The sequence below is a fragment of the Anaerofilum hominis genome (assembly GCF_014287275.1).
Lineage (GTDB): Bacteria > Bacillota > Clostridia > Oscillospirales > Ruminococcaceae > Pygmaiobacter > Pygmaiobacter hominis.
Map to the genome: position 1 here is coordinate 138,271 of NZ_JACONZ010000005.1, position 13,445 is coordinate 151,715.

General features: G+C 65.6%; 14 protein-coding genes and 1 tRNA gene. 5 read left to right on the top strand and 10 right to left on the bottom strand.

Annotated elements, in window-relative coordinates:
* Positions 1-12 precede the first annotated feature (12 nt).
* The 6 genes from H8S23_RS12765 to H8S23_RS12790 all read right to left on the bottom strand — a co-directional run bounded on the left by H8S23_RS12765 (position 13) and on the right by H8S23_RS12790 (position 5,348).
* Complete coding sequence (locus tag H8S23_RS12765; RefSeq protein ID WP_186888741.1) at positions 13-1,191, bottom strand: putative glycoside hydrolase; 1,179 nt, start codon at positions 1,189-1,191, stop codon at positions 13-15.
* Positions 1,192-1,236: 45 nt separating this feature from the next.
* On the bottom strand, positions 1,237-1,851 hold the full coding sequence (locus H8S23_RS12770) for an Rnf-Nqr domain containing protein (protein ID WP_186888742.1): 615 nt from the start codon (positions 1,849-1,851) through the stop codon (positions 1,237-1,239).
* Positions 1,848-2,495, bottom strand: a complete 648-nt coding sequence (locus H8S23_RS12775; RefSeq protein WP_186888743.1) for an Rnf-Nqr domain containing protein — start codon at positions 2,493-2,495, stop codon at positions 1,848-1,850. The genes H8S23_RS12770 and H8S23_RS12775 overlap by 4 nt, the downstream gene beginning before the upstream one ends.
* Positions 2,492-3,454 (bottom strand): RnfABCDGE type electron transport complex subunit D, encoded by a 963-nt coding sequence (locus tag H8S23_RS12780; protein ID WP_186888744.1) that lies wholly within the window; start codon positions 3,452-3,454, stop codon positions 2,492-2,494. Before H8S23_RS12780 ends, H8S23_RS12775 begins: the two co-directional genes overlap by 4 nt.
* 95 nt (positions 3,455-3,549) lie before the next feature.
* Positions 3,550-4,200, bottom strand: a complete 651-nt coding sequence (rpe, locus tag H8S23_RS12785; protein WP_186888745.1) for a ribulose-phosphate 3-epimerase — start codon at positions 4,198-4,200, stop codon at positions 3,550-3,552.
* A 485-nt stretch (positions 4,201-4,685) separates the two neighbouring features.
* The gene (locus H8S23_RS12790) at positions 4,686-5,348 is read right to left on the bottom strand and encodes a Crp/Fnr family transcriptional regulator (RefSeq protein WP_186888746.1); all 663 of its coding nucleotides are present in this window, start codon (positions 5,346-5,348) and stop codon (positions 4,686-4,688) included.
* A 175-nt stretch (positions 5,349-5,523) separates the two neighbouring features.
* Between H8S23_RS12790 and H8S23_RS12795 the strand changes: the two genes are divergently transcribed.
* Together H8S23_RS12795 and H8S23_RS12800 are read left to right on the top strand one after the other, a co-directional pair.
* Positions 5,524-5,637, top strand: coding sequence for a rubredoxin-like domain-containing protein (locus H8S23_RS12795; RefSeq protein WP_186888747.1), 114 nt, complete (start codon positions 5,524-5,526; stop codon positions 5,635-5,637).
* 105 nt (positions 5,638-5,742) lie between these two features.
* Positions 5,743-7,299 (top strand): FAD-dependent oxidoreductase, encoded by a 1,557-nt coding sequence (locus H8S23_RS12800; RefSeq protein ID WP_186888748.1) that lies wholly within the window; start codon positions 5,743-5,745, stop codon positions 7,297-7,299.
* Positions 7,300-7,707: 408 nt separating this feature from the next.
* Here the strand turns inward: H8S23_RS12800 and H8S23_RS12805 are convergent, their stop codons facing one another.
* On the bottom strand, positions 7,708-8,337 hold the full coding sequence (locus tag H8S23_RS12805) for a nuclease-related domain-containing protein (RefSeq protein WP_186888749.1): 630 nt from the start codon (positions 8,335-8,337) through the stop codon (positions 7,708-7,710).
* Positions 8,338-8,433: 96 nt separating this feature from the next.
* On the opposite strand from H8S23_RS12805, the gene H8S23_RS12810 reads away from it, so the two are divergent.
* The 3 genes from H8S23_RS12810 to H8S23_RS12820 all read left to right on the top strand — a co-directional run bounded on the left by H8S23_RS12810 (position 8,434) and on the right by H8S23_RS12820 (position 9,817).
* Positions 8,434-8,844 carry a bis(5'-nucleosyl)-tetraphosphatase gene (locus H8S23_RS12810; protein ID WP_186888750.1) on the top strand — a complete coding sequence of 137 codons (411 nt, stop codon included), beginning with the start codon at positions 8,434-8,436 and terminating at the stop codon, positions 8,842-8,844.
* Between the two features lie 38 nt (positions 8,845-8,882).
* Positions 8,883-8,959 (top strand) — tRNA-Arg (locus H8S23_RS12815).
* A 591-nt stretch (positions 8,960-9,550) separates the two neighbouring features.
* Positions 9,551-9,817: a hypothetical protein gene (locus H8S23_RS12820; RefSeq protein WP_186888751.1), complete on the top strand. Its 267-nt coding sequence runs from the start codon at positions 9,551-9,553 to the stop codon at positions 9,815-9,817.
* 864 nt (positions 9,818-10,681) lie between these two features.
* Here H8S23_RS12820 and H8S23_RS12825 read toward each other — a convergent pair.
* From H8S23_RS12825 to H8S23_RS12835, 3 genes are all read right to left on the bottom strand, one after another.
* Positions 10,682-11,635, bottom strand: a complete 954-nt coding sequence (locus H8S23_RS12825) for a transketolase family protein (RefSeq protein WP_186888752.1) — start codon at positions 11,633-11,635, stop codon at positions 10,682-10,684.
* Position 11,636: 1 nt separating this feature from the next.
* Entirely contained in the window at positions 11,637-12,479 is an 843-nt protein-coding gene (locus H8S23_RS12830) for a transketolase (RefSeq protein WP_186888753.1), read from the bottom strand.
* A 90-nt stretch (positions 12,480-12,569) separates the two neighbouring features.
* Entirely contained in the window at positions 12,570-13,406 is an 837-nt protein-coding gene (locus tag H8S23_RS12835) for a triose-phosphate isomerase (RefSeq protein ID WP_186888754.1), read from the bottom strand.
* Positions 13,407-13,445 lie beyond the last annotated feature (39 nt).

A 13,445-nucleotide genomic window follows, 5' to 3' on the forward strand; every position in this document is an offset into this window, starting at 1 on the left:
GCCCGCAGAGATCTAGGGCAGGACGAAAAAGCTGGTAAAGCCCGCGTCCTGGGCAGCCGTATTCGCAGCGGCAAGCGCGGCGGTGTCGATGATGCCGGCAGCGCGCAGGCCGAATGCGCCCGTGCCCCCGGCCCGGAGCGGTTCCAACAGGGCCGCAAGGGCCTGCGCGTCCGCGGCGGGCGGCACCGAGATGTTCTCGCCCGCCTCGTTGGTGGCCGCGGCAGCTTCCAGCCGCACAAAGACGCGCTGCAGGCCGAAAGACGCGGGAGAAGCGCCGTAGGGCGCGATCTCTTCACCGCTGACTGCGCCGGACGGGAACTCGAACCAGACCTCCACGCCCTCGATGGCCTCGTACCGCTTGCCCACCTCGGCCAGCAGCTGTTCTTTGCTGCCGTCCATGGCGCCGTAGCTGGCCGCTTCCAGGCTGTAGCCCTGGGGGAACTGGAGGTTTTGGAGCAGCACCGTTTCAAAGCCGAGGTCCCGCACCTCCGCGATCAGGTCCGCGATATACTGCTGCGCGGCTGCCGAGTTGGGGTTCAGCCAGGGCTTGCCCCCCAGCTCCGCGGAGGAATCCAGCCAGGTGATATCCCCCTCGCTGCCGTATTTTACCGCCATCGAGCGGTCGGCATAGGGCGCGATGCTGTCCTTGAACGCGCACAGCCCGGCCACGGGGGTGATCCCCGCGTCGCGGAATGCCTTTGCGACCGCTGCCGCGTCGATGGTGGTGGAGGCCACCGCCGTCTGGGCCAGGGGGACCTGCGAGGGATAATAGAGATAACCGCGGTCGTCTTTCAGGGTCAGCACCACATGCTCCACCCCCTGCGCTTTCAGCTGCAGGGCCAGGGCGGCCGCTTTTTCCGGCGTGTCGGCGGCAGAAAGCGCCGCCGCGGCCCAGCCGCCGCCTGCGGTCTGCGGTACGGGCGTGGGGGTGGGCTGCGCCTGTGCGGGCTGCGAAGAGGACGCGCCGCCCGTCTCGGGCGCAGCGGAGCTGCCCGGCTCGCGGTTTTTATAGCTGTACCAGAGAGAGGATGCAAAGTCCAGCCCCGGTTTTGCGATCAGCCAGCCAAGCCCAAAGACCACGGCCAGGATCACGACCCACAGCAGAATGCGCCGCAGCAGGTTGTTGCGGTCCCCGGAGCCGGAAAAGCTGCGCCGGTAGCGTTTGATTTTGACAGGCTTGTTCTTCTTCAAGCGAAAGCCTCCTCTTGCAGAGTGCCGGGCGCGGACGCCGGGCGGTCAGATGGCGGGCGTATGGCCGGTGAACCCGTAAATGGCCAGCGCCAGGATGCCGATGTAGACCAGGGTCACCGGCAGCCCGCGGAAGGTGGCGGGCAGATTGCGGTTCTGGATCTTGCGCTGCCCCTCGTTGACCAGCAGCACGGCCAGCACATAGCCCACGGAGGAGCCCAGCGAAAAAGCCAGCGTCTGGGCCAGCGTATAGCCGCCCAGCGTGGTCAGCAGCAGGGTGCCCAGCACGCAGCAGTTGAAGGTGGCCATGGGCAGCAGCTCCACATAATCCTTGGCGGCGATCTTGCCGCCCAGCAGCGCCACGATCAGCAGCACCACAAAAAAGGCGACTACGCTGCACAGCACCAGTACCAGCGGCTGAAAAGCCGCCTTGTACGAAAAGCTGAAACCGGCCAGCAGCCGGTTGGCAAAGTACCCCAGCAGGCTGCTGAGGAACTGCACAGAGGTCAGCAGCACCCCAAATTTGAGCAGTTCCACCGAGCCGTCGTCCACGATCTTTACCAGCCGGGACACGCCCAAAGCGCGGGTGAAGATGGCGTTTTGGGCGGCGATCGCCGCGACAGCATAGACAAAAAAGGCGAGCACAGGTCTCAAAATAGTCATTTTGCGTTCGCCTCCATACTCACGACCCGTTTAAAGAGGTTGCGGATCCAGCGCCAGAAGGCGGCGAGGATGCCGATGAGGACAAAGCCGCCGCAGGTGAGCTGCGCCATGGGCAGGGCGGGCCGGACCGTCACCGGGTGGCCGAACAGGCTGCCCGCGCCCAGCAGTTCGCGCAGCGCCGCCACCAGGAAAAGGGCCAGCAGAAAGCCGCAGGTCGTGATCAGGCCTTTGCGCAGCGCAGTGGGCACGCGTTCTTTCTGGGGCCGCTCATACCGCTTGATGATGATCGGCTCCACCACCAGCAGCGGCAGATACAGGCCCACCGCCTGGATGCCCACGCCGAACAGGGCGTTTGCGGCAAACCAGACCCCGATGTAGAGCACGGCGGCCGTGAGCGCATAGGTCACCCCGCGAAAGCGCAGATAGTTTCCGCGGGAGAGCAGGGCCGCCAGCACACGGGTGGGGGTCAGCAGCAGCAGTACCGCAAAGCCCAGCACCAGCGCGTTGTTCAGGTTGGTGGCGGCGACCACGATGGGGGCCAGCCCCAGCCCCTGCATAAAGACGGGGTTATTGAAAAAGAAACGGTCCCGGTGCATCAGGCGGTCCATATTTTCGGCATAATAAAGGCTGCGTTCCTGTTTCATACGGGTTTCGCCCTCCTTCCAAAGGTGATCTTGCTGCAGACCCGGTCAAGATAACCGCTGAAAGCGTTCGAGAGCAGCAGCGCAAAGCAGACCCCCAGTTCATAGGAGCCGTAATAGCGGAACATCATGGTCAAAAAGCCGGTGAGCACGCCGTAGACCACCCGGGCAAGCCGGTTTTTGGGCGCGGTGGCGGACTCACACAGCAGAAAGACCGCGGTGTAGATCAGCGCGCCGCTGAGCAGCTCGTATTTGAGCAGGTCGGCGCGCGCGGCGGTGGACACGCGCGGAAAACAAAAGCTGATCACGCCGCAGGTGAGCAGAAACGCCGCGGGCAGCTCAAAGGTGATCCGCCGCTTGAGCAGCAGATAGACCGCCACCGCGGCGATAACGATGCAGAAAGTGGCGCCCATGGGCCCGGCATAATTGCCCAGGATCAGGTCCAGTGAAGGGATGTTGGGCACGCCGCCCGCGCGCAGGATATGCGCGGAGGACTCCGAGAGGGTGGCGCCGGAAGTGTCGAAGATCCCCACGTTGGAAAACGGGGTGGGATAGCGGAAGATCTGGTTGGGCCAGCTCACCGTGACGGCGGCATAGGCCAGGGCGGCGGGGTGGAACGGGTAACTGCCCGCGCCGCCGAAAACGTGCTTGCCGATCAGCACCGCCACCGCCACGCCGGCGACCACGATATAAAGCCCCGCCGTGGCGGGCAGCATCAGGGTGAACGCCGCCGCAAAGACCAGCGAGGAATTTTCGCTGGAATCATAGGCGCGGCCGCGCATCTTGGCGACCAGAAAGTCGCAGATCACGGCGGTCAGCAGGCTGACCGCCAGCATCAGCGCCGGGCGCAGCCCGTAGAGATAAACGGCCATGAACGCCAGCGGGAACAGCCCAAACAGCATATCGCAGTTCGCGGCAAACTCGGGGTGGCGCACAGGGCGCTTTTTGTTGTCCTGTTTCATGCGGTAGACCTTTCCGGCGCAGGGGAGCGCCCGGGCCGCGGGGGGCAGCGGCCCGTGAGAACGTCTGGATTTTTTGGCGGCAGGCCGCCGGCTGGTCAGAGCCCCTTATAAAATGCGATCTCCGCCGCCGGGTCGGCGGTGCCGAAAACGGCGGAGCCCGCCACCAGGACGTTGGCCCCGGCCGCGGCGCAGAGGGGCGCGGTGTCCCGCGCCACACCGCCGTCGACCTGCAGCAGCAGATCGGGGCGGCCGATGCGCACCGCCTCGGCGCGCAGGGCAGACAGCTTTTCCAGCGCGGCGGGCTGGAATTTCTGGCCGCCAAAGCCGGGCTCCACGCTCATGACCAGGACCATCTCCACCTTGGGCATCCATTCAAAGGCCGCGGCGGCGGGGGTGGCGGGCTTGATCACCACGCCGGCCTTGGCGCCGCCCGCGTGGATGGCGTCGATGGTCTCCTGCACCGGGCTGTCCGCCTCCAGGTGAAAGGTGATCATCGACGCGCCCGCCTTGAGGAACATGGGCACATAGGCCAGCGGGTCGGTGAGCATCAGATGCACGTCGTAAAAGGCGGAGACCTTTTTGGAAAGGCTGGCCAGCACCGGCGCGCCGAAGCTGATGTTGGGCACAAAGTGGCCGTCCATAACGTCAAAATGTAAAAAATCCGCTCCCGCGTCGAGGCAGGTGCGGCAATCCTGCTCCAGGCACGCGAAATCTGCAGAGAGCAGGGAGGGGGCGATCATAGCCATAGGAAAGCTCCTTTCAACGGGGCCGGGGGGAAAGCGCGCAGCGCCGTCCCCCTCAAAAAGCAGCAGTCGTCCGCTGCGGCCCGATAGATAACAATATAGTACACTAAAAAGGGCGAAAAATCAACCGGGACCGCGGTTTGGCGCGATCTGCCGCGGCCGCGGGACCCTGCCGGGCCTCAGGCGGCCGCAAGGGGGGAAAATGCCGCAAAACAGCGCAAATAAAAGCATCCAGCCGCCAAAAGCGGCGGCACACCGCCCCGCGGGCCGGGCGCGGGCGTGCCACAAGTTGGCAGGCCTGTCACATAAATTTCACACTGTGCCCCGCCGCGGCGGCGGCAGAGGGGGGACATTGCCGCCTTTTTGCGCAGGGACGGGCGGCCAAGGCGCGCCGCGGCACGCATAACCGGCCGCCCGCCGGTCAACGCTAGGAGGGAGCGAAAAAGCGCGGGGCGGAGCGTTTGGCTCTTTCACCTGCGGGGCGCAGGTCACTCCAGCAGGCGGACCGCGCGGCCGTGCAGTTCCAGCAGGCCCTCCTGCTGCATGCGGCCCAGCTCCCGCGTCATGGCGCTGCGGTCCGCACAGATATAGTCGGCCAGCTGGCTGCGCGAAAACGGCAGCGTGAAGCGCGGCGACCCGGCGCGGGCCCGCTCCGCCTGCAGGCAGCAGAGCAGTTTTTCGCGGATCGTGCGCTGGCTGAGCACCTCGATCTTTTCTTCCAGCGACAGGCTACCCCGCCCCAGGAGCCGCAGCAGGTTCTGCACCAGCCGGGAATGGAATGCGCAGGCGCGGCTGCAGCGCCGGGTCACCTGGTCCAATTCGATCAGCAGCACTTCGGCGGCCTGCGCGCAGCGCACCGATACGCCGCTGCCGCTGCCCGCTGCGCAGGCGGCGGGGTCCCCAAACAGCTCGCCCGGCCCGGCCTGGGCCACCAGGTTCAGGTTGCCGGCCCGGTCGGTCTTCTCCAGCGCCAGCAGCCCTGTCAGCACGATCCCCAGTTCAAAGGCGCGCTCGCTCTCCCGCAGCAGCACCGCCCCGCGCGGGCAGCTGCGCCGCCGCGCGTGGAGGCAGGGCAGCAGCTGGTCCAGTTCTGCGTCACAGATCCCCTCAAACAGGGGGCAGGCCCGCAGGGCCTGTAAACTTTTCTCCATGATTTCCCCTCTGATGTTGCAGATGCAACAGATTTTTCCTGTCCAGTATAGTATCATATTTTAAAAGGCGCAAGCGGCGCTTTTCACAAAATGGCGAGGGCCGGCTTTCCCACAGGGGGAGACCGGGCTTTGATCCATAGATCAGATTCTGTATTGCAAAAGGAGGTATTCCCTTATGAAAAAGTGGAAATGTACGGTCTGCGGTGAGATCTTCGAGGCAGAGACCAAGCCGGCCGAGTGCCCTGTCTGCGGCGTGGGCCCTGAGATGATCGAGGAAGTCGCCGAGTAAGAGAGCATGGCGGCAGCGAGGCGGGCCGGAAAGCGGCCGGGCTTTGAGCGCCCGGCTGCTTTCCGGCCCGTTTTCTGCCCCGGCAAGTGCGGAAGGAGGCTGCAGATGAAGCAGAAGAGATGGCGCTGCACGGTGTGCGGCGAGATTTTTGAGGGCGACGCACCGCCGGCGCCCTGCCCGGTGTGCGGGGCGGGCGCGGATGCGTTTGTGGCGGAGGCGGCCCCCGCGGCGCAGCGGTGGAAGTGCACGGTGTGCGGCGAGATTTTTGAGGGCGACGCACCGCCGGCGCCCTGCCCGGTGTGCGGGGCGGGCGCGGATGCGTTTGTGGCGGAGGCGGCCCCCGCGGCGCAGCGGTGGAAGTGCACGGTGTGCGGCGAGATTTTTGAGGGCGACGCGCCGCCGGCGCCCTGCCCGGTATGCGGGGCGGGCGCGGACGCGTTTGTGGCGGAGAAAGAGGCGCCGGGAGGCGTCCTGGGCGGCAGCGACAGCCGCTTTGTGATCGTGGGCGGGGGCGGCGCGGGCCTGGCGGCGGCAAAAGCGATCCGCGAAGTGGACCGCACCGCAAAGGTGACGCTGGTCTGCGGCGAGGGCGTGATCCCCTATAACCGCCCGGGGCTCTCGCGGCTGGTGGCCGAGGGAGCGGGGTTCGAGTCGGTGGCGCTGGAGCCGTACGACTGGTATGGCGGCCAGCAGATAGAGCTGGTCTGCGACGCCCGGGTAGAACGCATCGACCCGCAGCGCCGCGAGGCCCTGCTCTCCGACGGGAGGGCCCTGCCCTATACCGCGCTGCTGCTTGCGGCCGGCGCCAATGCGTTCTGCCCGGTCAAGGCCGGGCCGGGTGCGCCCCCCGTGCGGGTGCTGCGCAGCTTTGCCGACGCGGCCGCCCTGCTGGAAGATGTGCGCCCGGGCGTCTCGGCCGTCGTGGTGGGCGGTGGCATCCTGGGGCTGGAGGCGGCGATGGCCCTGCACCGGCGCGGCGCCAAGGTGCGGGTGGTGGAGCTGGCACAGCGCATCCTCAGTATTCAGGCGGATGCGTTTGTCAGCGGCCGCATCGAACAGGCGCTGCGCGCGCTGGGGATGGAGGTCGACACCGGCGTTTCGGTGAGCGCGGTCGAAGCGGACGGCGCGCATCTGTCGGACGGCAGGGTGCTGCCCGCAGAGGTGGTGCTGGTGAGCGCGGGCATTCGCAGCGAGCTGGGCCTGGCACAGGCGCTGGGGCTGGCGCTGGGGCGGGGCATCTGTGTGGACGCCTCGATGAGGACCAGCCTGCCCGGCATCTATGCGGCGGGCGACTGTGCCGAATTTGAGGGCCGGGTGGCCGGCCTGTGGGGCGCGGCGCTGGAGATGGGCCGCACCGCCGGCAGGGCGATGTGCGGACATGAGGCGGCTTACCGGCCGCCGGTGCCTGCGACGGCTTTTGAGGCGCCGGGCATCAGCCTGTTCGCCGTGGGCAGCGTCAACGGCGAGGGCCTGCAGACCGTAGAGCGGCGGGACGACGAGGCGGGCGTTTACCGCAAGCTCGCGCTGCGGAACGGCCGTCTGGTGGGCGTGCTGATGCTGGGCAGGCCCGCGGGCGGGGCGGCGGCGATCGCCGCGGTCGAGCGGGGAGCCTCGCTGCAGGACGCGCTCGGGCTGTTGGCACAACAGGCCGAAAAAGCGTGAAAAATGGCGGCGCGCCGGGCTTTTTGCCGCCTGTCACAAACTTTTCTCCAAATTCATTTTTTATTCACAGGCGTTTCATAAAAACGCCTCAACTGGCCCCTATAATGAGAATCACAGAAAGACGGAAGCCGCAACCGGATTTCTGTACATGATTCCTCCTCACACCAAAACACACCCCTTGAAGAAAACCCGCAGCGCAAGCTGCGGGTTTTCTCGTTGTCGCCGCCCCCGGCGCGGGCTTTGCCGCGGGCGATGAATGGGCGGCGGCATCCGGCGCACAATAGAAAGAAAGCGCGCGGCCCTCCCGGCACAGCAAACGCCCGCTCCCCGGCGCAGCGGGTGCAGGCGTTTGTCTTTTTCGGGATTTTGGTATATATTATGAAAGGCACGCGCAGCCCTGCGGTGCGCTCACCCCTGCAGGGCGTCGCTCAGCAGCGTGGCGATGGTCTCCTGGTCCAGCCCCTTGTCCTCCAGATACTTTTCTTTTTCCAGCGTGCTCATCAGGTCTTTCTGGCGGAAGATGCGGCTGCTTTTGGGCACCGCCAGCTGCACCGATTTGTCGGTAAAGACCGGCAGACACTCCACCGGCACGTTGCGCAGCTTGGGGTTCTGCATCAGCACGTCGCGGATCACCCGGGCGTCAGCGGCGCACTGGGCCACCGGGTCGGGGATGCGGGTGCGGCTCTCCTGGGTGACCCAAAGCCAGTCCGGCTCGCCGGAGTTGGCGAAGATCTCGCCGTTGTAACCCAGGCAGCGCACCCCCACGATGCCGGAAAAGGTGACGATGATCGCGTCCAGCTCGGCGCTTTTTTCCCCCCAGTGCAGATGGGCGGGCTGCAGGATGCGGAAGTTGTGAAGAGAGGCATAGCGGTTCAGCGCCTTGACGGCGGCGTCCACGCCGCGGTCTTTCTGGGCGCGCTTGGCCGTGTTGGTGGGGCCCTCTTCGCTTTTGCTTTTGCTGATAAAGTAAATGATGAGAAAGACGACGGCCAGAACGGCGACAAGGCCGAGGATGTTGAGCAGGGCGTTGGTGGTCATGGGAAGACTCCTTTAACAATTTGGTTGACGCTTTGTATTATAGCAAATCGCGGCTGGAAACACAAATCAGGAAACGACGAAAAGAGGGAGAACGACATGAGACGGGAAAAAAGCTGCGGCGCGCTTTGTTTTTTGCAGCAGGACGGCGTCTGGAAAGTATTGATGGTCAAGCACCGCGCGGGCGGGCACTGGGCTTTTCCAAAGGGACATGTGGAAAAGGGGGAGACGGAGACCGAGACGGCGGTGCGCGAGGTGCTGGAGGAGACCGGGGTGCCGATCGAGATCGAGCCGGGCTATCGCGAGACGAACAGCTATTCCCCCTATCGCGGTGCCGTAAAGGACGTGGTTTATTTCTGGGCGCGGGCAAAACAGGCGGATACCCGTCCCCAGCCCGAAGAGGTGGAGATCGCCCGGTTTGTGCCGGTCGAGGAGGCCGCAAAGCTGCTGACCTACGAGGCGGACCGCCGCCTGCTGAAAAAGGCGGAGGAACAGGCAAAAAAAGGTTGACAAACGGGCCGGCGAGTGTTATTATAATATTCGCATCCGCGCCAGTAGCTCAGCTGGATAGAGTGTCTGGCTACGAACCAGAAGGTCGGGGGTTCGAGTCCCTCCTGGCGCACCAGCTCGTCGCAGGCGATCATCGTCTGCGACGAGTTTTTTATTTGCTGTTTTGAAGTGCGCAGGCGCTTCCTATCCATAGGCTTATCCATGGGCCGGCATATGACCGACCGGCAGTTTGCCCGCCCCTTTCCGGGGCTTATTTTTTTGCCCGGCCCCCTGGAGCGTCTTTGGGAGTGCGGAATTTACAAAAAGTATAAAAATAAATAAAATTCACAGATCGGATGGGACGGGGGCCCGTCCCGCGACGCGGGAAAACGGCGCCGCCCGATCAGCGGAGAAGCCGGAAAAGAGCTGACACAGGGGACGGGAGAAACCGCCGCAGACAAAGCGCGGCGCGGGACCGCCGCAGGCCCAGACGGCGGGCAGGGGCTGCGTGTCCTGCGATTTTGACCCCTGCTGCCCTGCCGGGCCGGAAAGCCGGCGGGGACAGAAAAAGGCAAAACGGCACGCCGCTCCCCCGGGGCAGACGGGGAAAGCCAAGGCAGCGCGGGACTCTGTGCCCGGCGGGCGCGGAGGCGGGCACTTGTGCGCGGGCGCAGGTTGGTGGTAAACTGGGACCATGGTATTGCAGGGGCCGGGAGGAGGACCGAAAGTGGAAAAAGAGATCTGGATCGAAAGCTTTGACTATTTTAAGGCGGGCAACCGTTTTGCGGGCAGCAGCGGGCTGTTCTGTTTTAAGATCTTTCCGGAAAAGGCGGAGGAACGCCTGCGGGTCGCCGTCTGGCAGGGCCCCAACTGCTGTGAAAAGACAGAGCAGAAAGAGGAGCGCGATTTTGAATTCTCTGAGGGCGGGCTGCAGCAGGCGGTGGAGTGGATCCAGGAGCAGAACAGGCGCTTCCAGGCGCAGCGCAGCGGATGAGAGCAGGCCTGGGCCGGGCAGAGAGCAAAAAGAGCCGTCCTCGCAGGAGGGCGGCTTTTTGTATGTATTTGTACAAAGAAAACCGCGCGCAGGGCGGGCAGTTCCAAAGAAGCCCTATGGCGACAAGGCCGACAGGAAAAATTTTTGCTAAAAATAGAACTGCAGACTGCAGACCGCAGTCTGCAGTCTGCCGACAGACAACTGCGAACTGCAAAAAGCAAAGAGAGAGTCTCCAACGAAGGGCCTAAACCGCTGATGGCGCAGGGCGCCAGGGATCCTGGCATCGGGGATGCTGTGCAGATACGGCGGGAAAAAACAGAAAAAAATAGAAGATCCCCACGGCACCAGCTTGAAAAGAGATAAAACAGGCGAACGGCTGGCGGAGGAAGCAGGCGAACAGCAGACAACGGGAAATTTTGGATCCACCCGTTTGCGGGGGCAGGCTGCGGGCCTGTGGGCTGCGGGCCGTATCAACGCCGGGCGGCACAGACCGGTGTCAGCGGACCACCCCGGCAGCAGAGGGAACAACCGACAGCAGGGGGAGCAAAGCGGCAGCCACGCGGGGCAGCGCACGCCGGTATTCGGACGCTTCGCCCGCCGGTGAAAAACCCCCCGGCAAAGCCGGGGGTTTCCATTTGACGAGTTTCAGACCCAAAGAAAAAAGCGCGAAGATGGAGCTGCCGGCAGAGGCCGACGTCCGAACACACGCGCGTTTTTTCAGCGAGTGAATTTCAAAACACGGGCGGGCCGGTGCGGCCTGCCCGATGTTTTTTTTCCTGCCCCGGGAAAACGCGGCGCTTCCATTCCAGTATGGCGCTCCCGGTGCGGCGCTCCCGGGCGCCCCGGGGACCGGCGAAAAAAGGCTTAGCCGCGGCGCTTGAGGGCGATGGCGTCGGCGCAGGCCGCGGCGATGTGTTCCGCGGTCAGGCCGTAAGCCTCGTACAGCTCGGGGCCGTGGCCGGACATGCCGAATTTGTCCTCCACCCCGACCCGCAGCACCGGCACCGGCAGACGCTGTGCCAGCGCCTCGCAGACGGCGGAGCCCAGTCCGCCCACGATGTTGTGGTCCTCGGCCGTGACGATGGCGCCGGTCTCGGCCGCCGCCAGGGCCAGCATCTCCTCGTCGATGGGTTTGATGGTGTGGAAGTCCAGCACCCGGGCCGAGATCCCGCGCCCCTCCAGCAGGGCGGCGGCGTCCAGCGCGATGGCCACCAGCGGGCCGGTGGCGGCGATGGTCACGTCGCGGCCGGGCCGCAGCAACAGGGCGCGGCCCAGTTCAAAGTGGGGCAGCACATCGTGCAGCACCGGCACCGGGTCGCGGCCAAAGCGCAGATACACCGGGCCGTCCAGGGCTGCGGCCGCCCGCACGGCGGCCTGGGCCTCGGCGTCGTCTGCCGGGCAGACCACCGTCATGCCCGGGATGGCCCGCATCAGCGCGAAGTCCTCGATACACTGGTGGGTGGCGCCGTCCTCCCCCACCGCCAGACCGCCGTGGGTGGCGCCGATCTTGACGTTGAGATGGGGGTAGCCGATGGAGTTGCGCACCTGCTCGTAGGCGCGGCCCGCCGCGAACATGGCAAAGGTGCTGGCAAAGGGGATCAGCCCGCAGGAGGCCATGCCCGCCGCGCAGCCCATCAGGTCGGCTTCGGCGATGCCGCAGTCCACAAAGCGGTCGGGGAATCTCTGCGCGAAAAGCGCGGTCTTGGTGGGGCCGGACAGGTCGGCGTCCAGCACCACGACGCGGCTGTTCTCCGCGCCCAGGGCGGCCAGGGCCTCGCCGTAGCTGTCCCGGGTAGCTTTCATGCTGCGCTGCGCCATGTCACATCTCCTCCTTTTCCGCGCCGGCGGTCAGCTCGGCCAGCGCCGCGGCGTATTGTTCATCGCTGGGCGGCGTGCCGTGCCAGGAGGCCTGATCTTCCATAAAAGAGACCCCTTTGCCCTTGACGCTTTTCTGGACGATGACGCAGGGCTTGCCCTTTACTGCTGCCGCGTGGCGGAAAGCCGCCTCCAGCGAGTCGAAGTCGTGGGCGTCCGCCGTGGTCACGTCCCATCCGAAAGCCGCGAATTTGTCGGTGATGGGATAGGGCGAGTTCACCTTGTCCACCGGGCCGTCGATCTGCAGGCCGTTGTTGTCCACGATGACGGTCAGGTTGTCCAGGCCGCGGTGCGCGGCCAGCATCGCGGCCTCCCACACCTGGCCCTCCTGCAGTTCGCCGTCGCCCAGGATGGCAAAGACGCGGTAGTCCGTAGCGGTGATCTTGCCCGCCACCGCCATGCCCACCGCAGCCGACACCCCCTGGCCCAGCGAGCCCGAGGTCATGTCCACGCCCGGCACTTTTTTCATGTCCGGGTGCCCCTGCAGCATGCAGCCGATGCGCCGGAAGTTTTTCAGCTCCTCCCGCGGGAAAAAGCCCATCTCGGCCAGCACGGCGTAAAGGGCCGGGCTGGCATGGCCTTTCGACAGCACAAGGCGGTCCCGCCCCGGGTCGCGGGGACGGGCGGGATCGACCCGCAGCACTTTTTGATAGAGATAGGCGAGCGTATCGCAGATCGAGAGCGACCCGCCGATGTGCCCCGAGCGCGCGTCGTGTACCTCGTTCAGGGCGTCGATGCGCAGCCTGCGCGCAAAGCGCTGCAGCGCGCGTTTTTCCGTCAGCTCCATAATACCTCCTTATTTTGTGCGGATGAGACGGCAAAGGGCAGAGAAAGCGGTGAAAAAGAGCCTCCCGTGTCCCCTGCCCCCGCCCGCGCGTCAGCGGCCGTTCTTTTCTTCCAGATAAGCGCGGGCGATCTCGACATACTCGTCCGGGTAAAACCCGATCTCGCCCGAAAAGCGGGTCAGCGCGATCAGCCCGCCCGCGATCTCGGGGATGGTGGCCAGCATACCGGCGTTGTCCAGCTTGAGCCCGCCGCCGTAGACGACCGGCAGCGGCGCCACGCTGCGCACAAAGCGCGCGGTCTCCTGGATGCGCTCGCGGCCCGGAGGGGTCTTGCCCGGCCCGATGGCCCAGATGGGCTCGTAGGCGATCACCACCCGGGACAGATCCGCCCCCTGCAGCCCGCGGGTCAGCTGGGCGCGCAGCACCTCCTGCCAGCGGTCCAGCTCCTCCTGCTTTTCACCGATGCAGAAAAGCACCCGCAGGCCGGCCTCCTGGGCGCGCAGCACCTCGGCGTTCAGCAGCATATCCACCGCCGCGGCATCGCCGCCGCCGGCGGCAAGAATGCCCGCCTTGGCGGCGCGCTCCTCACAGTGGCCGAGCAGCGCCCACTCGCAGCCCAGGCCCGCCGCGCTGTTGGCGGTGAGCTGGGCCGTAAAAGCGCCGAAATTGCCGCCCACGGCGGTGTCGGCCCCGGCGCAGCCCTGGCAGCCCACCGCCATCCGGCTGCCGGTCTCCCGCTTGGCCGCCGCGGCCGCCAGCAGGTGCGCCTCGGGGAAGAAAGAGACAAAATCATCCTCCGCCCAATCGTTGACCGCCAGCGTGCGCCTGACGATCGCCTCCGCCCACCCGGCGGGGGGCGCGATGCGGTTGACGCCGCCGCGGTCAGGGGTGATGTCGAACCGTTTCAGGTTGAGAAAAATATATGACATGGTCGTTTGCCGCTCCTTATCCTGTCTTGTTTGATGTGC

Coding starts and splice junctions, on each gene's coding strand:
- H8S23_RS12770 (WP_186888742.1), bottom strand. CDS start 1,851: ATGACTATTTTGAGACCTGTGCTCGCCTTTTTTGTCTATGCTGTCGCG.
- H8S23_RS12775 (WP_186888743.1), bottom strand. CDS start 2,495: ATGAAACAGGAACGCAGCCTTTATTATGCCGAAAATATGGACCGCCTG.
- H8S23_RS12780 (WP_186888744.1), bottom strand. CDS start 3,454: ATGAAACAGGACAACAAAAAGCGCCCTGTGCGCCACCCCGAGTTTGCC.
- rpe (WP_186888745.1), bottom strand. CDS start 4,200: ATGGCTATGATCGCCCCCTCCCTGCTCTCTGCAGATTTCGCGTGCCTG.
- H8S23_RS12790 (WP_186888746.1), bottom strand. CDS start 5,348: ATGGAGAAAAGTTTACAGGCCCTGCGGGCCTGCCCCCTGTTTGAGGGG.
- H8S23_RS12795 (WP_186888747.1), top strand. CDS start 5,524: ATGAAAAAGTGGAAATGTACGGTCTGCGGTGAGATCTTCGAGGCAGAG.
- H8S23_RS12800 (WP_186888748.1), top strand. CDS start 5,743: ATGAAGCAGAAGAGATGGCGCTGCACGGTGTGCGGCGAGATTTTTGAG.
- H8S23_RS12805 (WP_186888749.1), bottom strand. CDS start 8,337: ATGACCACCAACGCCCTGCTCAACATCCTCGGCCTTGTCGCCGTTCTG.
- H8S23_RS12810 (WP_186888750.1), top strand. CDS start 8,434: ATGAGACGGGAAAAAAGCTGCGGCGCGCTTTGTTTTTTGCAGCAGGAC.
- H8S23_RS12825 (WP_186888752.1), bottom strand. CDS start 11,635: ATGGCGCAGCGCAGCATGAAAGCTACCCGGGACAGCTACGGCGAGGCC.
- H8S23_RS12830 (WP_186888753.1), bottom strand. CDS start 12,479: ATGGAGCTGACGGAAAAACGCGCGCTGCAGCGCTTTGCGCGCAGGCTG.
- H8S23_RS12835 (WP_186888754.1), bottom strand. CDS start 13,406: ATGTCATATATTTTTCTCAACCTGAAACGGTTCGACATCACCCCTGAC.